Origin of the sequence: Albibacterium profundi (assembly GCF_042159835.1) — a bacterium.
GTDB classification, from domain to species: domain Bacteria; phylum Bacteroidota; class Bacteroidia; order Sphingobacteriales; family Sphingobacteriaceae; genus Albibacterium; species Albibacterium profundi.
The window spans coordinates 951,052-973,010 of sequence record NZ_JBBVGT010000002.1; the positions used below are offsets into that span (position 1 = coordinate 951,052).

The following is a 21,959-nucleotide window of genomic DNA, read 5'->3' on the forward strand; positions in this document are numbered from 1 at the left end:
TAGCTGTAAAGTGAATGATTATTATGCGTTTAAAACATAACGAATGTCACATTAGAATGTAACTGTACTAACTATTCGTTCAAAAGCTCGTTGATAGTTTGTTCAAATTGAGTAATATAGTCGACATAAGCCTGACCTGTCGCTGGCCCGTTAAAGCCAGTATGGATTGAATGGACTTCTCCCTCTTTATTGATAATAATAGTGGAAGGAAACGCATTAAAGCTTTCCATGGCCGGCAAGCTCTCAAGAACTTGTTTATTCGTATAGCCTGTCAAAAGAACAGGATAGGTCATATCAAAACGATCAATTAAATTGCTGACTGCTTTTTTCGCCTTTTCAATTTCAGCATATCGTTCGTAAGCAAGTGCTATAACCTCAACTCCTCTGTCTCGGTATTTTTTATAAAAAGAGCTTAAATAAGCAGTTTCATCCATACAATTCGGACACCAAGAACCTAAAAACTGAAGAACTACTACTTTATCTTGATAACGTTCATCATCTAAGGAAACCAAATTTCCTTCAGTATCCTGAAATTCAAAAGATAGCGTATTATAACCCTCTTTCAATTTTGTAAGCGAGTAAGCATCTGCTAATTCGGCGTCGGGATCTCTTTCTGCTTCCCATGTTGAATGGCTGCTCGGCCCAGAATAAAGATCGCCCGTCATCACGTTCCCGTCAACCGTCGCCATGAACATAGACGGACTCATCCCGCCGTATGCAGACAATCGAAGAACATCTCCATCGAGTTCTCCGCTTAAAAACCGGTAATCGCCGTAATTTGTTAGAAATGTGCCATAGACCATGCTGCTGTCTTGTTCAAACTCCCCAATCGCCAACGTTGTATCGTTGCTATTCGCTTTGGAAAAAATGACCGACCAACGTCCTGAGACATCCGCACTAGAAGGCTTTGGTTCCTTCACAAAGCGCCAATCGGACTCATGTGTAGCTTTAAAGGGCATACGTTGGGTTAGATTCGGCAACTTCCTCAGCCAAATACCTTCTAAACCATCATTATTTAATTGTGCTCGAATCTCTGTTTCGTATAATGGCGTCTTGAAAAACACTGAATCATCTCGAACCTCTACTTCATTAATATTGAGTCGCTCCTTGCCGTTGATAAATGCGATCTGTTTAACACCAGCTGAGTCATAAATTTCAAAATTAAACGGGATTTCAATGGTCGAGTCCGTTTGAAACGTCCCTCTCCATATTCCGTTTTGCAAGTCGACTGGTTGACGGCCACATCCGATGACCGCTATACATATTATAAGAAAAGCTACTGGTGAAATATATCTCATTGTTACGAATTGTTTCGGTAAATATAGTTATTTAAGTATTTCCCTCGCAATCACTAAGCGTTGTATTTCAGATGTCCCTTCATATATCTGCGTGATTTTTGCATCTCTCATTAAGCGTTCGACATGATATTCCTTCACATAGCCATAGCCTCCGTGGATTTGTACGGCTTCTACGGTCACATTCATGGCCACCTCAGACGCCTTGAGCTTCGCCATGGATGAAGCCTCCCCATAAGGCAAGCCTTGGTCCTTAAGCCAAGCTGCTTTAAAGCACAGGAGTCGCGCTGCTTCGATCTCTGTAGCCATATCTGCTAATTTAAAACTAATGGCCTGTAGATCAGCGATAGGTCTACCGAAGGCCGTTCTTTCTTTAGCGTATTTCAAAGCAAGTTCATACGCGCCGGATGCTATCCCTAAAGCTTGCGCTGCGATACCAATTCTTCCTCCTTCCAATGTCTTCATTGCAAATTTGAACCCAAATCCATCCTCGCCAATCCGGTTTTCTACCGGTACTTTAACATCTGCAAAGTGTAGCGAGTGCGTGTCTGAGCCTCTAATCCCCATCTTATTCTCTTTTGGCCCGATATTAAAGCCTGGGGTATCCCGATCAATAATAAAGGCGTTGACGCCTTTGACACCGAGTTCAGGATGTGTCTGTGCCATGACAAGATATACCGAAGCTGAATTGCCATTAGTAATCCAATTTTTTGTGCCATTTAATAGGTAATGATCACCTTTATCTATAGCAGTTGTACGTTGGGACGAGGCGTCCGATCCTGCTTCCGGCTCCGAAAGGCAAAATGCGCCGATTACCTTGCCAGATGCGAGTGGTTTGAGATATTTTTCTTTTTGTTCTTCTGTCCCAAACTTTTGTAACCCGTAACATACCAATGAATTATTCACAGAGACGACCACTGACGCACTTGCATCTATCTTGGACAATTCTTCCATAACAAGAACGTAGGATACCGCGTCCATACCTCCACCGTGATATTTGGGATCAACCATCATACCCAGGAATCCGAGCTCGCCTAACTTTTTTACTTGTGCAGCAGGAAAGGTTTGATTTTCATCCCGATCGATAACGCCGGGCTTTAGTTCAGTTTGAGCAAATTCACGAGCAGCATCTCGAATCATTTTCTGCTCTTCGGTTAATTCGAACATCATGACAGCATTTTTTTTAAATTTACAAAAAAATGCTATGCACGCATAAATTATTTGATTAATCGATTATTCTCGTCAGGGAAAATAAGCAAAGGCTTATAATTACGACCTTCCTCCATCGTCATTTGTGCATATGAGATAATAATTACAACATCTCCCACCTGAGCTAGGCGTGCCGCTGCACCGTTCAGGCATATTACCCCCGAACCTCGTTCGCCTTTAATAACATAGGTTTCAAATCGTGCACCGTTGTTGTTATTGACAATCTGAACCTTCTCATTGGGAATAATATTAGCAGCATCAATTAGATCTTCATCGATTGTGATACTGCCGACATAATTCAACTCCGCCTGAGTAACACGCGCACGATGAATTTTTGATTTCATTACCTCGATAACCATGGTGCAAATTTACGAAAAAATAAATACAGGATAAATTTACTTTCAGTCGGGCTGGTCAATAAACATATTGTCTATCAGTCGAACCCCTTCTACCCAAGCTGCGACGAGAGCAACCAACTTAATATCATTCTGGGGCCGATCTACAGGCTGCAGGGTTTCACGGTCACAAATCTCGAAATACTCTAATTCTACCCCATCGGCATTCTCTAAAAATGAAATGGCTTCCTGTTTCAGCTTGGAATAAAACTCAGCCCCACCGCGAACTTTCTCTGATACACTGCGTAGGGCAGCAGACAAAGCCAAAGCTTGCTTCTTACCGTTGTCCGTCAAGCGAACATTCCTTGAGCTCATAGCCAAACCGTTGGGTTCGCGAACGGTAGGACAAAGCTTTAATTCAACTGGTAGATTGAATAGCTCGACCATTTTTGCTATAACCACATACTGTTGATAATCCTTCTGTCCAAAACTGGCAAAATGAGGTTCCACTGCATCAAAAAGCTTTTTGACAATCTGCGTGACCCCTTGGAAATGACCCGGTCTGAATGCTCCTTCCAATATTGTATCCATGCCGTCAAGGTCAATATGCCATTGTTCGGGTTCTGAATACATTTCTTCCACGTTTGGCAGAAACAGCACATCACAATCGATCTTTTCTAACAGTGAAATGTCCTGCTCAATAGGTCGAGGATATTTTAACAAATCATCGTCGTTATTAAATTGAGTGGGGTTCACAAAGATACTGCAGACTAACACATCGCTATCCTCTTTGGTGAATTTCATCAATGATAAGTGCCCTTCATGCAAGGCACCCATCGTCGTCACTAAACCAATTCGTTTGCCTTGGCTACGAAGCTTATCCAGATGTTCTTTTAGATCTCTTTTTGTGTTAAATACAAGCACGATTAACGTTTTAGAAAATACCGCCAAAAGTGGTAAATTCTATTGGTAAAGCAAAGCCTTTTTCGTAATTCGTTGATAAATTGACAGATAATGCTTATCTTTGCAGACCGTTCAGCATAAGACTCGATTACAAAAAGACACAAAATACAAATAAATTATTGGAGATGGCAAAAACAAAGATATTGTTCATTACGCACGAGATGGCGCCTTTCCTCGAACTAAGCAAGATTTCAGAAATAACCCGACAACTGCCTCAGGCGATGCAAGAAAAAGGCTTTGAGATTCGGATTCTTATGCCTCGCTTCGGCACGATCAATGAACGTCGAAACCGACTTCATGAAGTTATTCGCTTATCGGGGATGAACATTGTGGTAGACAACAATGACAACCCTTTAATCATCAAAGTAGCGTCAATTCCGGCCGCTAGGATGCAAGTTTATTTCTTAGATAACGACGAGTACTTTCATCGTAAACAAGTTTTTAGAGACAAAAGCAACAAATTCTTTGCCGATAACGATGAAAGGGCAATCTTCTTCTGTAAGGGGGCATTAGAAACGGTTAAAAAATTAGGCTGGGCACCGGATGTAGTTCACTGTCATGGATGGATGAGTGCATTGATTCCTGCTTATTTAAAAACCAGCTATAAAGACGATCCTACATACAAAGATTCGAAGGTAATCTATTCGCTCTATAATGACCATTTCCCCGAATCACTCGGTGAGGACTTTGGTAAAAAAGCGCTTATCTCCTCGATGAAGGAGGAACACATAACGCCTTATGGCAAAGGAGACCACCTTGACCTGTACCAAGGGGCAATTTCTTATTCTGATGCAGTCGTTATTGCAGAAGACAATGTCAGCGAAGATCTGTTAAAATTTGTTAAAAAAGCAGATATTCCTCTTACTAACGCTGAAAATGATGAAGATTTCGAAAATTATTGCAACCTTTACGAGCAATTTGCAAGCGAAGAGCTTGAAACTGCATAATTGTTGGTTAGTTTTCAATTTTAACATATGAAATATTACTTCCGAGACTTATTAACACTGTTGATAAGTCTCTTTATTTTAGGAGGTTGCGACAACCCCTCAAAAGTCGGATTAGATGTAGATCCAGGCGACCAGATTCAAGGATCTTTAATCGACACGCTCGCAATCGAGGCTTCAACTGTTAAATTAGATAGCGTTTTTACGAAAGGACTGGCACAGCTACCATTGGGATACTTGAACGATCCGATTATTGGTGAAAGTAGTGCAAGCATCCAATTCGCATTACAAAATCTTTCTAAGGGTGACTCCCGGATCCCTTTAGACGCAACGATTGACTCCGCAGTCATGATTATCAATTACGGTAAGGATTTCTTTGGAGACTCCCTAAACTCTAGCACCACCATTGAGGTAAAGCAATTAAGTAACCCTTACGAAGTTGGCAAGAACTATCCAACAAACGCCACCTGGGAGGTTGATCCCATTATCTGGGGAAGTAAAACAATTGACAAGTTTGCATATACGGATAGTATCGATGTTAATTCCGTAATCGACGGTAAAGACACCACCGTGACGGTTGTTCCACAACTTCGCGTTCGTTTGGAAAATGAGAAAATTGCTGAACTATTTGACGGCAATATTGATTCTGCTATATTCAATGATCATGAATTTTACCATAGTCGCGTGAGAGGATTCCAAATGAGCATAAATAAAGAGTCTCAACAAGGTATCGGAGGGATTGTCCATTTGGCAATCAGCAGTGAGGGTGGAAACGGTTTGATGGTTTATTACAAAACACCTGACACGACTCTTCAGAAAAGTAAATTCTACACGATATCACCAACCAATGCGGCTGCCTCGGTAAATCATATTTACACAGCCGAAGTTCAGGAGCAATTAGACAATCCGGACAACAGCTATGAAACGGTTTATACACAAGGTATAGGCGGCCTCCGTGTGAAACTATCACTCCCTACGATCTCGTCACTCCAAGATAGAGGTTTAATTATCAATAAGGCTGAATTGGTCATCTTTACAGATGAGGAGACAGCCGGTTCTGCTTTCAACAAACAAGCACCTCGCCTTACTTTATATCGTGAAGATATAGCCAACCAGCGAACACCGATTCCAGACGGAGACACGCGTGATCAAATTCGTGATCCACGTAGTTTTGGCTTGGCGTTTGGCGGAACGTATAATTCAGAAAAAAAACAATACTCATTTATCTTAACGTCGTTTATACAGGATATTTTGTTAGGAAAAATAAGCAATTCGGAGTTTTACATAGAACCCGCTGCCAATATCTACGCGGATGTTGTCCCCTACCAAGCCAATATTTATTCAGCTTCGAGAGCTATTTTAGGGACTCATGAAAACCCTAATTATAAGATGAAGCTAAATATCTACTATACTAAGACAATCGATTGATTAGGGTTAATCAATCGATTGTGTAGTTAGCATAAATTTTCTGTTATTTTTTAAAAAGCTTCATTGAAAGTCGGATTTTTTTCCGACTTTCGACTTTATTAAAAAAATAATAGACAGAATTTATGTGTGGAATTGTTGGATATATAGGTAAACAGCAGGCGTGGCCAATTATATTAAAAGGATTAAAACGTCTAGAGTATCGAGGCTACGATAGTGCCGGAATTGCTTTCGTTTCTTCGAACGGGATTACTTCTTATAAGAAGGCGGGAAAAGTATCGGTATTGGAAGAGTTTGCGGATGGAAAAGATCAAACCGGCACTGTAGGCATTGGACATACGCGCTGGGCGACTCATGGCGAACCCTCAGACAAAAACGCACATCCACATTTTTCTGGTACTGGTCGGCTAGCTTTAGTACATAATGGAATTATAGAGAATTATGCAGTCATCAAGGAGACATTAATTAACGGTGGGCATTCCTTTTTAAGTGATACCGACACCGAGGTTCTTGTCCACCTTATCGAAGACATTCAACAAGCAGAGCAGTGTGACCTCACGGAAGCAGTGCGACTAACCCTGACTCAGGTTGTTGGTGCATATGCTATCGTAGTAATTGATAAAGAACATCCCAACCAGCTAGTTGCTGCACGGAAAGGCAGTCCAATGGTAATAGGCGTCGGCGACGATGAATACATTATCGGGTCGGATGCATCCCCCATTATTGAGTATACAAAAGACATTATCTATCTTAAAGACGAGGAGATCGCTACCATTACGCCGGATAGCATTGAGATTAGAACTGTCGACAACGAGATACAGACACCCTTTGTACATCGCCTGGAGTTAAAATTAGAAATGCTCGAAAAAGCAGGTTACGACCATTTTATGTTAAAGGAAATCTATGAGCAGCCCCGTTCTATACGTGATTGTTTGCGTGGGAGGATTTCTCCATCGGAAGGAACTGTTCAACTAGGTGGTCTAAAGGATTATGATGAAAAGCTGAAAAATGCAAATCGTATCATCATTATCGCATGTGGTACATCATGGCATGCCGGATTAGTAGGTGAATATCTAATAGAAAACTATGCTCGTATCCCCGTTGAAGTTGAATATGCGTCGGAGTTCCGCTATCGAAATCCCGTTGTTTCTGAAAAAGACATTGTAATCGCCATATCGCAATCAGGTGAAACTGCCGACACGATGGCGGCTATTGAACTTGCAAAATCAAAAGGGGCCCTAATTCTGGGAATTTGCAACGTTGTGGGCTCTTCGATAACCCGACTGACCGATGGCGGCGCCTATACCCATGCTGGTCCGGAGATCGGGGTCGCTTCGACAAAGGCATTTACGGCCCAGGTTACTGTTATTAGTCTGATGGCCTTTTATATGGCTCAACTAAGAGAAACCACAAGCCCTACGGTACTAAAAGAATTGATAACAGAACTTGATTCTATTCCAACATTAGTTGAAAAGTGCCTAGCGACTGAAGAGGCAACCAAATACATTGCTGAAGAAATAAAGGATGCAGTGAGCTGCCTATTTTTAGGCCGGGGAACAGGCTTCCCCGTGGCTCTTGAGGGAGCACTTAAACTTAAAGAGATATCTTATATTCATGCAGAAGGCTATCCTGCAGCAGAAATGAAACACGGGCCGATCGCCCTTATCGATGATGAACTTCCTGTTGTAGTCGTAGCTACTAAAACCTCATCTTATAAAAAAGTACTCAGCAACATTCAGGAGGTGAAGGCGCGGAAAGGGAAAGTAATCGCCATTATTACTGAGGGCGATGAGAAGATAAAGAAAGAAGCTGATTTTGTTATTGAAATACCCGATGCGCATGAAAGCTATCTACCTTTACTAGCCACGGTGCCACTTCAACTCTTATCCTATCATGTTGCTCTTTTACGTGATTGCAATGTTGACCAACCTCGTAACCTTGCTAAATCCGTCACTGTTGAATAAAAATCGTATGTTTGAAGCAATTCAATCACATTTTACATGAATATAAAAGTAGGATTTGGCTTTGATGTACATCAATTAAAAGAGAACCATCCATTTATACTCGGAGGTGTCGAACTTGATCACCATTCGGGTACCTTTGGCCATTCAGATGCCGACGTATTAGCACACGCCATTTGTGACGCCATACTCGGCGCCGCTAATTTAGAAGACATAGGCTATCACTTCCCCAATACCGACCCCCAGTGGAAAGGCGTTAATAGTCTAATTTTACTGGAAAAATGCATGGAGCTTCTAGATGGAAAGGGATGGAAACTAGGCAATATCGACGCGATGCTATGTATTGAGGCTCCGAAAATCAAACCTTATATCCCCGAGATGAAAAAAAATATAGCTGCAGCTGCGAAAATCAGTGTAGAAGACATTTCCATTAAAGCTACAACCAATGAAACTATGGGATTTATTGGCCGTGAAGAAGGTGTTGTTGCCTATGCAGTGTGCTTAATTTCGAGGTGATTCCACCTTGTCTAAATCAGTGATGCTGTCACATCCACAACACGACTTACACGCGCCGCTTTTCTTCCCAGGTTTAATGCTGAAATACAACATTCTCCCTAAGTAAAAAAGAGCACCCGTAAAAATAGCTATCACTAAAATTAACTGAATGTCCATAAATACAAAGCTAAGCTTTAAGACAGACATTCACGAAAAAAAATAACAATTACACGAAAAAAACAATGAATCCTGACAAATTTTTCCAATGTGAATACCTATCTTTGCGAAAAATTTCGAGTATCTATTACCGATAAAATGCAGAAAATCAGAAATATAGCAATTATTGCTCACGTTGACCACGGTAAAACCACCCTTGTTGACAAATTATTACACTCAAGCAACCTCTTTCGTGAAGGGGAGGAATCCGGAGACCTTATTCTTGACAACAATGACTTGGAACGTGAACGAGGCATCACCATTGTATCGAAAAACGTATCCATCCAATATAAAGATGTTAAGATCAACATTATCGACACCCCTGGTCACGCTGACTTTGGAGGTGAAGTCGAACGTGTACTTAAAATGGCTGACGGGGTAATCCTGTTAGTGGACGCGTTTGAAGGCCCTATGCCACAAACTCGTTTCGTAACACAAAAGGCGTTGGGGCTTGGTTTAAAACCCATTGTTGTAGTAAATAAAGTTGACAAAGAAAACTGTCGTCCGGATGAAGTATACGAGTCCGTATGGGAGTTATTTTTCAACCTAGACGCCAATGATGAACAGCTAGAATTTCCGGTTCTTTATGGTTCCTCGAAGCAAGGGTGGATGTCTACCGACTGGAAAAAACCTAGTGACAGCTTCGAACCTCTCTTAGACGCTATCTTAGAACATATTCCACCAGCACCTACCAACGAAGGCACCTTACAAATGCAGATTACATCGCTTGACTATTCATCTTTTGTTGGCCGAATTGCGATTGGTCGTGTTGCACGCGGTGTGATTAAGGAAAATCAGCCTATCTCATTGGTGAAACGAGATGGCAAGATTATCAAATCACGTGTAAAAGAACTACATACATTCGTTGGTTTAGGGAAAATGAAAGTCGCTGAAGTTAAAGCGGGCGACATTTGCGCGGTTGTCGGAATCGACGGGTTTGATATAGGTGATACCATTGCCGATTTTGAGAATCCAGAACAATTGGAGGTGATTCATATCGACGAACCGACTATGAACATGTTGTTCACGATTAATAACTCACCTTTCTTTGGTAAAGAAGGAAAATTTGTAACCTCTCGCCACTTGCATGAGCGACTGTATAAAGAGATGGAGAAGAATCTAGCGCTTAAAGTTGTCCCTACCGATTCAGCTGATGCGTTCTTGGTTTATGGACGAGGTATTCTTCACCTTTCGGTTCTAATTGAAACGATGCGTCGCGAGGGATACGAACTACAAGTAGGTCAACCACAAGTGATTTTGAAGGAGATTGACGGGCAAAAATGTGAGCCAGTTGAAATACTTATTGTAGACGTACCTGCCGATGTCTCTGGTAAAGTTATTGAACTTGTTACCCAACGTAAAGGTGAGCTCCTCATCATGGAGAGTAAGGGGACTTTACAGCACTTAGAATTTGAAATTCCTTCTCGCGGCATTATCGGTCTACGAAATAACATATTAACGGCTACCGCTGGTGAAGCTGTTATGGCACACCGTTTTAAGAGCTACGAACCTTGGAAGGGCACAATTCCTGGTCGTCTGAGCGGAGTACTTGTTTCAATGGAAAAAGGTCAAACAACCGCTTACTCAATCGACAAACTTCAAGATCGTGGTCGTTTCTTCGTTGATCCAGGAGTAGATGTCTATGAAGGCCAAATCGTCGGCGAACATATTCGTGAGAATGACTTAGTTGTTAATATTGTAAAAGGAAAGCAATTAACGAACATGCGTGCATCCGGAAGTGATGACAATACGCGTATCGCACCAGCAATTAAATTCTCATTAGAAGAATCTATGGAATATATTCAAGGCGATGAATATATCGAGGTGACACCAAAAAATATTCGTTTACGTAAGATTTTCTTAAAAGAAGCAGATCGCAAAGTAAACGCAAAGAAATTCCAGTAGATACGCATAAGGAAAACAATAAACTTTATGAGTTTTTAACTAGAAAAGCTACTCAGGCGAGTAGCTTTTCTAGTTTCAATAGGTAATAAAATATATTCCTTATAAAATCCTGACTGTGGCTCTATTGCTGCTAAAGTGCAGTTGACTGACGAATACCCACGCCCAAGCTGGCCGCATCGCGATATCCAGCAAAAACATGATTATATGCCCGGCCAATAAAAGCGTTCCACCAATCGGAGTAATCAACCATGTTGCCGGCAGAATTGCGAATCTGAAGACTGCCTTGATCCGAGCCATCAGCTCCGATCAGACGAATTCTGTAGTCGATTCTAGCAGAACCCGACGATTGCTCGACAGTCTTGTTTACTGTTACCGGCTCCCAACCAGTCGCTTCTCCAAACGCTACTGGTTCACCAAGATCAAACCACTCACTTTTCGCGCCAGTCTCATTGTCCGTCGTATATTGCCACTGATACTGAATTGTCAAATCAGTCGGCACACCCGCAGACTCATACATCAAATTAATAAACCTGACCCAGGCTGTAGTTGCTGTATTTTCGGTCGTCACCGACGGCATCGGCATAGGGTGGGGCAGAATTACCGGTGGTTCATCAAAATCATGAATAAAAAGAGCTTGTTTACCAGGGAGCAAATTCACATCCTTATCGTACGCTAATGTCATGTCAGTTACTGCACCTCTGTATAACTTGAGGTTAACACTTCCTGTTTCTGTCGCAAAAAACTTATTCACCGCGCCACTCGGCAAGAAATTAAACGTATTGAGCGGAGTCGTTTCATTAGTTAGCAATTTGCCATTCAGCTCTACCTTGTTGATACTATTTGCAGTACCAGAGGCCAGGGGCACCATGTAAAATAACTGGATTTGAGTCGTCTCATCGCTGATTGGCTCTGCATCCAACTCCACAACATGCTTTTCACATGAAGATTGTACTGCTAGAACCATCACAATGGCTAATATTTTAAATATTTTTTTCATCTCGTCTTAGTTTTGAATATGTCATCGATTAATTAGGCATATCTCCCGGATAAGCAAACCATGGAATAGAAGTCTGGTAATTCGGAGCTGTCCCTGAAATGGGCTTCAATCCTTCCAAAGACTCCAAGTTCCACATATACTCAGAATTATAGCGTGGCCTCAGACGATAACTCGGTGAGCCCTCATTAAAAACATTATATGTCGATTTCCTATTTTGAACCTGTGCTGGTCCCATATATAAACCTTTATACACCTTGGTTGGATCACTATCCCATTTCTGGTCAATTTGCGCCTGAATCCAACCGTTCCCGTTACTTGGGTAATCACCAGTATACTCAATATCATAATGATACTTACGCATGTCTACCCATGCTTCTGGAGCCCCCCATGGATACAGTGCAACCCACTTCTGCATCATAATATGGGACAATGAAAAATCAGTCAATCCCGCTACATATGGGCCATTCAAATATTCGGTAGCCAAGGCGTCAAACACCCCTTTAGTAATCTTATCACCACCGGTTGGACTGCCTTCTTTACCTGGTGTAATGTATCTTGATGTAAACTCCATGTCCGCGCGAACACCGTTCTGAAAGGCAGCAAATGCCTGTCCTGGTTGATCCAATTTCCAATACGCTTCTGCTAAACAGAACTGAATTTCTGCATACGTAGTTAGAATGTAAGGGGCGTTATCTCTGTAGAGCCATCTACCAGCACCATCATGCTCCGTACCACTCCAAGTAGGCGTTACATTCCTTCCATAATAAGAAGGGGCAGTACCTATTGGGCCTGAACGACTTGTAAATGAACCTCCGTAGTAATCATACGCTTTTACACTATCTGCATTATCCAAATTTTCGTAGTCAGGATTGCTAGCTGTCGCCAGCTTCACGGTCACCCGAGGATCAAAGTGCCCGGAAACGTCTTTTAAAGTATCCGTTATTATCTGACTATCAGCAGGTTTAAATGGATATCGGTCATTGTTTTCCTGACGAATTTTATCTCCGGTTTGCTCATCGTACTGAGGCACAGTACCTGTAAACACCTGTACTGCATAATCATGTTGAAAATAGAGTAAACTCAAATTACCACGGGCAGTACCCCAGAAATTATTGTACCCACTATAAGGAGCCCCTTGCGAGCCACCTTCAATGCTAATTGTTGCATCATCGGCTGAAGACTGGAAAGATTTTCCAGCGGCAGTAATCAATTCTTGTGCATAGGCCGAGCTAAAATCATCTTTATTGGTTAATGAGGCTAAATTACGCACGATCACCGCGTAAGCAAACTTAATCCATTGATCTTTATTCCCTCCGTACATAAAATCATTGTCAGTAATCTTAGAGCCATATACGGTCTCATCTGATCTTTCCAACATCTCAATGGCTTCATAAGCCCAAGCCCTTACCTGTGGGTAAATATTTTCCTGATAATCATAATCATGAGAAAGCAATCCAGGAACAAAAGCATCTTCCATCGGCACCTCACCATGCACTTTTGTCAATAGGTCCCAACTAAAAGCTTTCAGAGCCAACCCCATCCCTGCTAAGGTCCATTCTTCTTTTTCGACAGACTGATTGATCATATTCTCTAGGTTCATGCCTTGCAACCAATAAACCACGCGCCAAATCTCCCCACCTGCATCACTACCCGTATTATAATAATGATTAGCGAAATTGACGTAACTGGTCGTTCCCATCATCTGTGTCATCGGGCCCAAAGCCCGGATATCCCAATAAACTCCTTGCAACTGCTGAATATTATTGGCTAAGTAAAGATAGCTTTCTACTTCATCAGGAGCATCTATATTCTTGTTCACATCCAAGTATTTCTCACATCCACTCAGGAGTAGAAATAATGGAATCGCATATAATAATATCTTTTTCATCGCTTTCATTTTTAATTCAGGGTTAAACTAATACCAAATAAGATTCCGCGTGGATTTGGAATTGACCAGATATCCATTCCCTCCCCACCGGTACCTCCCGCAGCAGCAGAAACGGTGTTTCCAACTGCGTCGATACCAGAATAATTAGTCCAAGTCAGCAAGTCGTTACCCACTACAAACACATCAAAGTTGGATGCAATTTTAGTCCAGCTCAAAGCAGATGCCGGGAAACGATACGAAAGACGCAACTCTCTCAGTCTTAGATAATGAACATCTGTTTCAAGCCAATCTTCATTACTTCCGGCAAAAATGGTCGCTCCATAATCTCTAAAATCGGTGATAATGTTATTTTTGGTTGGATTATCCGTGTTTTCCAATCCGTCTCTTAGCACACCATTGAAAATAAAAGGTCCGCTTTCACGACGCTCCACAGACTCCCAACTGGTTCCGGAGGACATCATTTGTCCTTTCGTTCCGTTTAGCACCGTTGCGCCAAAGCGTCCAGCAAACAGAGCGGATGCACGGAAGTTTTTATAGCTCAGCGAAGTACGTATACCAAAGCGCAAAAGAGGCTCCCTGTCTCCGATGACCGACCAAACATTATCTGTCAACGGGAGCCCCGTAGACGGGCTAATCAAGATATCTCCAGCATCATTTCTCATATAGGCCATACCGGTCAATGTAGTGATCGGGTGGCCAACCATAATACCGTTACGAATATTGCCATAGTTCCAAGTATACGGGTTATAATATTCGGTTACATTATCTGGCAGATATACGACTTCAGACTTGCCATGAGACGCATTAACTCCCACATTCCAGGTAAGGCCATTGTCAAGTCTAATGATATCTCCGTCTAAAGCAGCTTCCCATCCCCACGTTTTAAATGTACCCACATTCATATTGTTTAGAACAAAACCAGTGGCATAACTTAAGCGAAAGCCTTTAACAATCTGATCGGCATTTTTTGTACCAAAATAGGTAAAACTACCGTTCAGGCGATTGTTGAAGAGCTGAAAGTCTAGCCCCACTTCGTGTGCAGTGGTCATCTCGGGGCGAAGATTTGGGTTTGGTCCTGTAAATCCGTACTTAAATCCTCCTCCAGTCAGATTAGTGGGCTCCAATTGCGGATCGATCTCCAACGGTCCTGCATCCTTACCCACCTGCGCCACCGATCCACGGAGCTTGATGTAGTTTATATCTTCCACGGATTTGAAAAAATCCAAATCAGACAGTATAATCGATCCTTCAATAGATGGATAGAAGTATCGATTATTATTTACCGGCAATGTAGAGGACCAGTCATTACGTCCTCTTAATGTAATAAAGGCTAGATTGTCGTATCCAAACTGAAATTGGCCCGATAAAGCCTGAATTCTCCGCTTCGTGTTCCGCTGAGAAGCAACCTGCGTGCTCACTTCCGTATTATTTATCGACTGGAAGTCGGCTACAATAAAATCACTACCATGGCTAGCAAGCCTTGTCACTCCATTTTCCATCTGGTGATATCCCAGCTGACCGGAAAAAGAAAGTTTACCGTCCATGAATGTATTATCATATCCTGCTAGTAAGTTGATGGTTGGATCCGAGAAATTAGACTCTACAAGGTTATATTGACCCAAGCCGGCGTTTCTGGCTGCATAGTACGGATGTCTCGACGTCTCAAAATTTTGCATGCCGACATCCCATCCCACCTGTGCCCTGAAAAAGGTATTTTCGATGGGCGTCAAATTGAATGCTATATTACTGATAAAGCGATCCGACTTATCGAAGAACTTGTTTTTATACAATCCGTACAACGGGTTCAGTAAATCCTCATCCAAGTAATAGTCTGGCACCTTCATATAAATCCCGTCCTCAGTCAGGTAATTAGACATGTCGTCTACTACCGGCCATAACATAGCGCGATAAAGAGGACCGTCCGTCCCTCTCATTACTTTGTGGTTGGAAGTATTGGTATATTGCATAGAACCCTCAAATTTCAACCAATCGGTTATTTGAGACTGTCCAGCCAAACTCAGGTTTGTACGCTCATAGTCCGTAGTTTTGATCACCCCTTCTTGCCCTAGAAACGAGAAACCTGCACGGATGGTCGACTTGTCTGACCCTCCTTCCACAGACACATTGTGCCTGTTCGTGAACCCTGTCTGAAGAACCGCCGCGAAGTTATCATAGGTTTTTACACCTTCTGGATACAAGCCACCAAACTTAGAATTATACCAATAATTCGTGGTGCCATAGTAACCATTAGCATATTTTGTCTGCAACTCGGGGTATCCATAAGCTTTATCAAACTTAAAAGAGTTACTGTACTGCACTCGGCCAGCACCAGGACGCCCTTTTTTAGTGGTAATAATAATTGCACCGTTTGAAGCATCGGAACCATAAAGAGCCGCAGCGGCCGCACCTTTCAAAACCGTTATCGATGCAATATCTTCCGGGTTAAAGTCATTACCACGTGAAGAATAATCCATATTCCGTACAGAATACGTATCGACACCCGCGCCAGCCATACCTGTCAATGGATCGAATGTACTATTGTTCATTGGCACCCCATCAACGACATATAAAGGTTGGTTGTTTCCAGAGATCGAAGTGATATTGCGAAGCACAACTGTGTTAGAAGAACCTGGCGTACCACTCGTAGAGGTGACATTCAAGCCCGGCACTCGTCCCGCCAAGGCGGTAACAAATGATTCCCGACCGGATTCACTGATAGTTGCCCCATCTATCTGCTGTACAGAAGAGCCCACTGCACGTGCCGCTCTTTTCATACCGAACTCCGCGGTAACCACTACCTCGCTCAAATCACTAACGCCTTCTCTCATCGTTACCGTTATCTTTGACCGCGAGCCAACAGGCACAGATTGGTCTTCATAGCCGACCGCCGTAAAAACGAGCGCATCACTATTACTAGCGGTGATCGTAAAGTTTCCATTATCGTCCGTAGATGTACTGGTCGTCGTACCCACCACCGTGACGGTTACACCCGAGAAACGAGCATTTTCTTCATTGTACACCGTACCGGTGATTGTTCTTGTTTGTGCGAACGCATTAAATGCACAAAATAAAAACAAAACCGGCAGCAGTGTAGCCATTAGTCTTTGTTTTTTCATATTTCATAATTTTAGTTTACAATTAACTACTATAGCGGGGTTCCGTCGGTCTACACGGAGTAGAACTATTAGCTGGCTCTACATTGCCACTAAGATAAAATGCTTTGTTTTTTCATATCATCGGTTTTGGTTGTAATTTCTTTCAAACGCACTAGTGGTATCTCAGGTATACAATAGATCAGAATCACTGAATAACGTTTATCATTATTGGTTAGACAATAATAATAATAAAATATGAATATTGCGCATGTTTGTGCGTGTTTTTTTCAGAAAGTGCAGAAACCAAAAACACTTAAGGAAAAGCAATCGTAGCGACATCATATTATTCTGCAGCTATGAGATTATCATGAAATATGGTTCTCGCTAACTATTGTTTCCCATCCGGCGCTGGCAAACCAGGCTTACTAGTCAAAAACAACATGATCCATGTAATCGCACCATTAATAACAATCAATTCAAAACTCATCCCATACCCAGCATATTTCTCTAAACCCAATTTTAAAAGATAAAGTAAAATAGGGGACAGGATACATATATATGGCACAAGAGAGTCTGTTACCGAACGCTTTGTAAACATACCGAAAACAAACAATCCAAGTAGAGGACCGTAGGTATAACCAGCTGCGATAAAGATCGCCGTAACTACAGATTCATCATTAATAATTCTAAAACCCATGATCACCAATAGCATCACAACTGAAAAACCGACATGAACCAATGTTCTTGTCCGTACGAGCGAGGGGGCGTTGGGATCTTCCTTTTTATGAAAATTTAAGAAATCGACACAAAACGAAGTCGTCAAGGCGGTCAGCGCTGAATCCGTTGTAGCAAACGTAGCCGCCGTCAATCCCATCATGAAGATAATTCCAGGCAAAATCGGCAAATAATTTAAAGCAATCTCAGGAAATAAATAATCTGGAGTTGGTAAAGCAGAAACATCCAAACCATTCTGTGTAGCGTAAAAATATAACATCGCACCAACCGAAAGGAAAAAGATGTTAATGAGCACAAACACCACTGTAAAGGAGAGCATATTCTTTTGGGCCTCGCCGATGGTCTTCATACTGATATTTTTCTGCATCATATCCTGATCCAGTCCAAACATCGCTAATGTCACGAATATTCCACCTAGGAACTGTTTAAAGAAATTCCGTGTATCCCCTGTAAAATCATCCCAAAAGAAAATTTGGGAATAACTGCTTTCCTTAATTTTATCGAATGTCTCGATCATGTTTAAGTCCATGCTATCCGCAATGAAATAAATCGACAAGATAACCGATAACAGCAAAAAGAAAGTTTGCATCAGGTCGGTTATAATAATCGTTTTAAGGCCTCCCTTATGCGTATAAACCCAAATAAGAATCAGACATATTGCAATCGTAACCGCAAAAGGCACATTCCATGCGTCAAAAATAAAACGTTGGAGAATAATTGCTACCAAGTATAAACGAAAGGCAGACCCAATTGTACGGGATACTAAAAAGATCATCGCACCGCTTTTGTAACTCAGATAACCAAATCGCTGCTCCAGATAGGTGTAAATCGACACCAGATTCATTTTATAATATAGGGGTAGAAGCACAAAAGCTACTATTACGTAACCAACAGCGTTCCCCAGTATAAATTGAAAATAACTAAAACTTCCTGTCCCTACAGCGCCGGGAACCGAGATAAAAGTCACTCCTGAAAGAGCTGTACCAATCATCCCGAAGGCAACAACATACCACTTGGAATTTTTGTTAGCACTAAAAAACGCACTATTATCCGATTTTTTTCTGGATGTAATGTAAGATACACCAACAAGAATTGTAAAATATCCGATTAAAAAGCTTAATAATGTAATTGGAGTCATTCCTTAGTATCTTTACGATCTACAATTATCAATCGAAGCTCTCACACTTCCATGTTTTTCCAGCAACTCGGCTGCACGATCTTCCGTCACGCCAGTTTCGTCCATAATAATCTTAACACCGCGTGCAACCAACTTATTATTGCTCAATTGCATGTCAACCATCTTATTGCCTTTCACCCGTCCAAGCTGAATCATCGCGGTAGTCGAGATCATATTGAGAACCAATTTTTGTGCGGTACCAGCCTTCATCCTCGTAGACCCGGTTACAAACTCAGGACCTACAACCACCTCCACTGGAAATTTCGACGCCGCAGCTACCGGTGAATCTAAATTACATACCACACAACCTGTAACTAGTCCAGCGTCATTTGCTGCATTCAATGCACCGATAACATAAGGCGTAGTACCAGAAGCAGCAATTCCTACGAGCACATCCTTTTCATTAATTGAATACTCCTGCAAATCCTTCCATCCTTGCAGTTGATCGTCTTCAGCAAACTCAACGGCCTTCCTAATGGCAGAGTCGCCACCAGCGATATGACCAATCACCCAATCATAGGGAACACCAAACGTAGGCGGACACTCCGACGCATCCAAAATGCCAAGACGGCCGCTGGTTCCGGCTCCGATATAAAAAAGTCTGCCACCATTCTTCATTTTTTCGACAATAGCGCCTGTTAGTGCCTCGATTTGCGGAATACTCTTCTTCACGGCACCAGGTACACTTTGGTCCTCATGATTGATATTCGTCAACACCTCATGGATACTCATCTGCTCCAGATGATTATAATTCGATTCTTTTTCAGTTACGCGATTCATTTAGCAATTTATCTATTGTGACGGATTGGTATCCATCATTTTTCAATAATTCAATTATTTTGGGGAGTTCATGATAGAATTTGTCCGTTCTTCTCGGATCCGTGCCAGCATGAATCAAAATAATTGTACCATTTAACCCATTTTTATTATTCTTTTTATAATCTTTAATTGACTCAAAAATTGTCTTATTATTTACATAACGGTCGCCCATTTCGGGCCAAGTGTAGTCTGCGGGTGTTCGAATACCCGGCGTAAAATTAACAAGATCCAATCCCATCCCCGCTGCCCAATGCGCTATTGAGTCATTATACCACTCATAAGGAGGCAGAAAAAATCTACTTTTCGACTTGTCGATATTCCATTTCTTAAGCAAGTTATAATTTTCAATAATATCTTTCTTAAATTCCTCTTGCGAAATTAATAATGAATCCCGATTCTCCCACGGTGCATACAATAAATGTTGGTCGGAATGCGCACCCACATAATGGCCCTCGTTCACTAATTCACCCACAACATCCTGGTTTTCAACAACTCTCAAATAGTTACCGGTAAAGAAGAATGACGCCTTTTGATTCTCACTATTAAGAACCTCTGCAATATAAGCGGCTCCTTCACCAAACTCATCCGCTGAAAATATCAACGCGACTTTCTTTTCTGAAATATCTCCTCGTATAAAGGCTCCATGAGAGTCGCGCTTATTCTTGTTCGCCGATTTATTCATTAGCTCTTCGTTCTCCATCGCGGCCAACAGATAAACCAAAGAGGCAGTTCCATCCATCGTCGGTTCATTCGTACTATAGTCACCAAAATCATCATGGTACACGGCCAGATCCGACTGAAACTGCGCGTACTCATCCGGCCTATATAAGGTAATACCAATTAGGTTGCTGTAAATGGACGTATATACCGGTCCGTCAACCAACCCGCCATCCACCGGAAAATCATGTAAATGTGTGAAAGCCGAGTGCGGGTCAACTGGAGTATCACCCCAGGACGGTAAACCATAGACCATACTGGTTCCCCAAGGATTCAGGCCAAAAAGCCAATCTATATTTGCCTGTTCCAATTCCTTATAGCGATCATCACCCGTCATCTTTCTATATAAGTAACACTGTATCGCGAATGATGTCGTCAAATTATTTGAACACCATATAAAAGGTATCCCTCTAAAAAATGCGTTGTTTTTTGCCTTTGCTAACACTTTCTCAATTCCGTGTTTGTAATATGCAGCCGTTTCGTTGCTTCCGATCTCATAATGACCAAAATTATGGAAAGGATACCACTGATAGTGCCTAGCTGTATCTTGTCCTAGCCAAGGAGTCACTTTCTCCAAACGAGCATAATCCAGCGCTTTGTTTAGGTATTCCTCTTCTCCAGTCAGCTTCCAAAGATTCGAAGCCGCCAATTCCATGTCGTCCGCCCAGCTATCCTCTTCATAAAAATAAGGGGCGCGGTTTGGTGCGGTCTGACTCACGCCCAGCTTTCTTAAACCGAACTGATATGCTGAAAGCGCTTTATCATGAAAAGTACTTGCTAGGTTAGCGTCTTTCCCATCATATATTTGAGATGCCAATGCAAAAGCCGATGCAAACTTACCCGCCGTTGATGAAGTTCCCGTTGCCCGATTCTTATGTTTTCCCAAGCCTTGCGGTTCTCCTGTTATAAAATAAACTGGTCTTGCCCCACCAGGTCCCATCCCATAGTCCACCGAGTCAATCGTTGGTAATCGTAATCCTTGATGGTCGCGATCATCTGCCAATTGGTTAAACATCCAATCGGCTCTCGGATGCATCTTCATCAACCATTCCAAACCCCAGCGTGCTTCGTCTAAGACATCCGGAATGTCGTTCTTTCCCTCTAATCCATTAGCTAAATGGGCATCTGCGAACACCTCTCCAAAATCCCGATAAGCCGCCAGCAAATGGTAAGTAGCATTCGCAGAAGTTGTCGAATATTGTAAATAGTCAGATGCATCATGCCATCCGCCAGACACGTCGATCAGCGTCGAATCCGGCATAGGACCATACATTGTATAACCGTCATGCACATGACACGAGTCCTTTAGATACGGATTAAAACCACTTCTTTGTTGTCGGAGGTACCTCAACACGAAATCGGCTGTACCTTTATACACATCGTTGTTAATAGAAAAAACCGGTGACGTTACGTTTCCTGCCACCAAATAAAACGTCCCTGTATCGGTAAATGTACTGAAATCCAAACGATAGGTTTCTGAAAACGGACCATATGCGCCGAATGCCGAACCTGCCTCCGCGTTAAACACTTCTTCATCCGTTTTCGCATCCATCAGCCGAAACGAATCAAGCGCGTTGGATGACTTCGACGCCCATACAGCTACTTTTCCACCATCAGGCGTATATCCTAGTTGATTAATCCGTATCCATGCTCGTGCCTCCTGTTGAGATCCCAACTTTTTCGCAGAACACGCTGTAAACCCGACCACCATCAGCAGTCCAAGAACAGTCAGAATGATATGGTTAATCGTTTTCTCTTTCATGATCAGGTATTCTGTCTTATA

Annotated in this window: 15 protein-coding genes; 5 read left to right on the forward strand and 10 right to left on the reverse strand. The window is 42.2% G+C overall.

Annotated features, from left to right (window positions below; all coding sequences use genetic code 11):
• Window positions 1-71: 71 nt before the first annotated feature.
• From WKR92_RS05660 to panC, 4 genes are read right to left on the reverse strand one after another with little or no spacing between them, the layout of a single operon-like run.
• On the reverse strand, window positions 72-1,298 hold the full coding sequence (locus WKR92_RS05660; RefSeq protein WP_375556846.1) for a peroxiredoxin family protein: 1,227 nt from the start codon (window positions 1,296-1,298) through the stop codon (window positions 72-74).
• Window positions 1,299-1,325: 27 nt separating this feature from the next.
• Window positions 1,326-2,465 carry an acyl-CoA dehydrogenase gene (locus tag WKR92_RS05665; RefSeq protein WP_375556847.1) on the reverse strand — a complete coding sequence of 380 codons (1,140 nt, stop codon included), beginning with the start codon at window positions 2,463-2,465 and terminating at the stop codon, window positions 1,326-1,328.
• Window positions 2,466-2,512: 47 nt separating this feature from the next.
• Window positions 2,513-2,863, reverse strand: a complete 351-nt coding sequence (panD, locus tag WKR92_RS05670; protein ID WP_375556848.1) for an aspartate 1-decarboxylase — start codon at window positions 2,861-2,863, stop codon at window positions 2,513-2,515.
• 42 nt (window positions 2,864-2,905) lie between these two features.
• Window positions 2,906-3,763, reverse strand: coding sequence for a pantoate--beta-alanine ligase (gene panC / locus WKR92_RS05675; RefSeq protein WP_375556849.1), 858 nt, complete (start codon window positions 3,761-3,763; stop codon window positions 2,906-2,908).
• A gap of 164 nt (window positions 3,764-3,927) precedes the next feature.
• Between panC and WKR92_RS05680 the strand changes: the two genes are divergently transcribed.
• The 5 genes from WKR92_RS05680 (at window position 3,928) to typA (ending at window position 10,748) form a co-directional block, all read left to right on the forward strand.
• Window positions 3,928-4,749, forward strand: coding sequence for a glycogen/starch synthase (locus tag WKR92_RS05680; RefSeq protein WP_375556850.1), 822 nt, complete (start codon window positions 3,928-3,930; stop codon window positions 4,747-4,749).
• Window positions 4,750-4,776: 27 nt separating this feature from the next.
• A complete protein-coding gene (locus WKR92_RS05685) occupies window positions 4,777-6,174 on the forward strand; it encodes a DUF4270 family protein (protein WP_375556851.1) in 1,398 nt (465 codons plus the stop codon).
• A 122-nt stretch (window positions 6,175-6,296) separates the two neighbouring features.
• Window positions 6,297-8,135, forward strand: coding sequence for a glutamine--fructose-6-phosphate transaminase (isomerizing) (gene glmS / locus WKR92_RS05690; protein ID WP_375556852.1), 1,839 nt, complete (start codon window positions 6,297-6,299; stop codon window positions 8,133-8,135).
• A 36-nt stretch (window positions 8,136-8,171) separates the two neighbouring features.
• Entirely contained in the window at window positions 8,172-8,648 is a 477-nt protein-coding gene (gene ispF, locus WKR92_RS05695; protein ID WP_375556853.1) for a 2-C-methyl-D-erythritol 2,4-cyclodiphosphate synthase, read from the forward strand.
• A 294-nt stretch (window positions 8,649-8,942) separates the two neighbouring features.
• On the forward strand, window positions 8,943-10,748 hold the full coding sequence (gene typA / locus WKR92_RS05700) for a translational GTPase TypA (protein WP_375556854.1): 1,806 nt from the start codon (window positions 8,943-8,945) through the stop codon (window positions 10,746-10,748).
• Window positions 10,749-10,878: 130 nt separating this feature from the next.
• On the opposite strand, the gene WKR92_RS05705 is transcribed toward typA, so the two are convergent.
• The 6 genes from WKR92_RS05705 to WKR92_RS05730 all read right to left on the reverse strand — a co-directional run bounded on the left by WKR92_RS05705 (window position 10,879) and on the right by WKR92_RS05730 (window position 21,938).
• On the reverse strand, window positions 10,879-11,745 hold the full coding sequence (locus tag WKR92_RS05705) for a hypothetical protein (RefSeq protein ID WP_375556855.1): 867 nt from the start codon (window positions 11,743-11,745) through the stop codon (window positions 10,879-10,881).
• 28 nt (window positions 11,746-11,773) lie between these two features.
• Complete coding sequence (locus tag WKR92_RS05710) at window positions 11,774-13,633, reverse strand: SusD/RagB family nutrient-binding outer membrane lipoprotein (RefSeq protein ID WP_375556856.1); 1,860 nt, start codon at window positions 13,631-13,633, stop codon at window positions 11,774-11,776.
• Window positions 13,634-13,644: 11 nt separating this feature from the next.
• Window positions 13,645-16,749, reverse strand: coding sequence for a SusC/RagA family TonB-linked outer membrane protein (locus WKR92_RS05715; RefSeq protein WP_375556857.1), 3,105 nt, complete (start codon window positions 16,747-16,749; stop codon window positions 13,645-13,647).
• A gap of 367 nt (window positions 16,750-17,116) precedes the next feature.
• Complete coding sequence (locus WKR92_RS05720) at window positions 17,117-18,601, reverse strand: sodium:solute symporter (protein WP_375556858.1); 1,485 nt, start codon at window positions 18,599-18,601, stop codon at window positions 17,117-17,119.
• Between the two features lie 12 nt (window positions 18,602-18,613).
• Window positions 18,614-19,420, reverse strand: a complete 807-nt coding sequence (gene murQ, locus WKR92_RS05725) for an N-acetylmuramic acid 6-phosphate etherase (RefSeq protein WP_375556859.1) — start codon at window positions 19,418-19,420, stop codon at window positions 18,614-18,616.
• A complete protein-coding gene (locus WKR92_RS05730) occupies window positions 19,404-21,938 on the reverse strand; it encodes a bifunctional glycoside hydrolase family 9 protein/polysaccharide deacetylase (protein ID WP_375556860.1) in 2,535 nt (844 codons plus the stop codon). Before WKR92_RS05730 ends, murQ begins: the two co-directional genes overlap by 17 nt.
• Between the last annotated feature and the right edge of the window lie 21 nt (window positions 21,939-21,959).

Bases quoted from the DNA above. Each gene is read 5' to 3' on its own strand.
- glmS (WP_375556852.1), top strand. From the start codon at position 6,297: ATGTGTGGAATTGTTGGATATATAGGTAAACAGCAGGCGTGGCCAATT.
- WKR92_RS05715 (WP_375556857.1), bottom strand. From the start codon at position 16,749: ATGAAAAAACAAAGACTAATGGCTACACTGCTGCCGGTTTTGTTTTTA.
- WKR92_RS05660 (WP_375556846.1), bottom strand. From the start codon at position 1,298: ATGAGATATATTTCACCAGTAGCTTTTCTTATAATATGTATAGCGGTC.
- WKR92_RS05705 (WP_375556855.1), bottom strand. From the start codon at position 11,745: ATGAAAAAAATATTTAAAATATTAGCCATTGTGATGGTTCTAGCAGTA.
- WKR92_RS05685 (WP_375556851.1), top strand. From the start codon at position 4,777: ATGAAATATTACTTCCGAGACTTATTAACACTGTTGATAAGTCTCTTT.
- WKR92_RS05720 (WP_375556858.1), bottom strand. From the start codon at position 18,601: ATGACTCCAATTACATTATTAAGCTTTTTAATCGGATATTTTACAATT.
- murQ (WP_375556859.1), bottom strand. From the start codon at position 19,420: ATGAATCGCGTAACTGAAAAAGAATCGAATTATAATCATCTGGAGCAG.
- WKR92_RS05680 (WP_375556850.1), top strand. From the start codon at position 3,928: ATGGCAAAAACAAAGATATTGTTCATTACGCACGAGATGGCGCCTTTC.
- WKR92_RS05710 (WP_375556856.1), bottom strand. From the start codon at position 13,633: ATGAAAAAGATATTATTATATGCGATTCCATTATTTCTACTCCTGAGT.
- ispF (WP_375556853.1), top strand. From the start codon at position 8,172: ATGAATATAAAAGTAGGATTTGGCTTTGATGTACATCAATTAAAAGAG.
- WKR92_RS05730 (WP_375556860.1), bottom strand. From the start codon at position 21,938: ATGAAAGAGAAAACGATTAACCATATCATTCTGACTGTTCTTGGACTG.
- typA (WP_375556854.1), top strand. From the start codon at position 8,943: ATGCAGAAAATCAGAAATATAGCAATTATTGCTCACGTTGACCACGGT.
- WKR92_RS05665 (WP_375556847.1), bottom strand. From the start codon at position 2,465: ATGATGTTCGAATTAACCGAAGAGCAGAAAATGATTCGAGATGCTGCT.
- panD (WP_375556848.1), bottom strand. From the start codon at position 2,863: ATGGTTATCGAGGTAATGAAATCAAAAATTCATCGTGCGCGTGTTACT.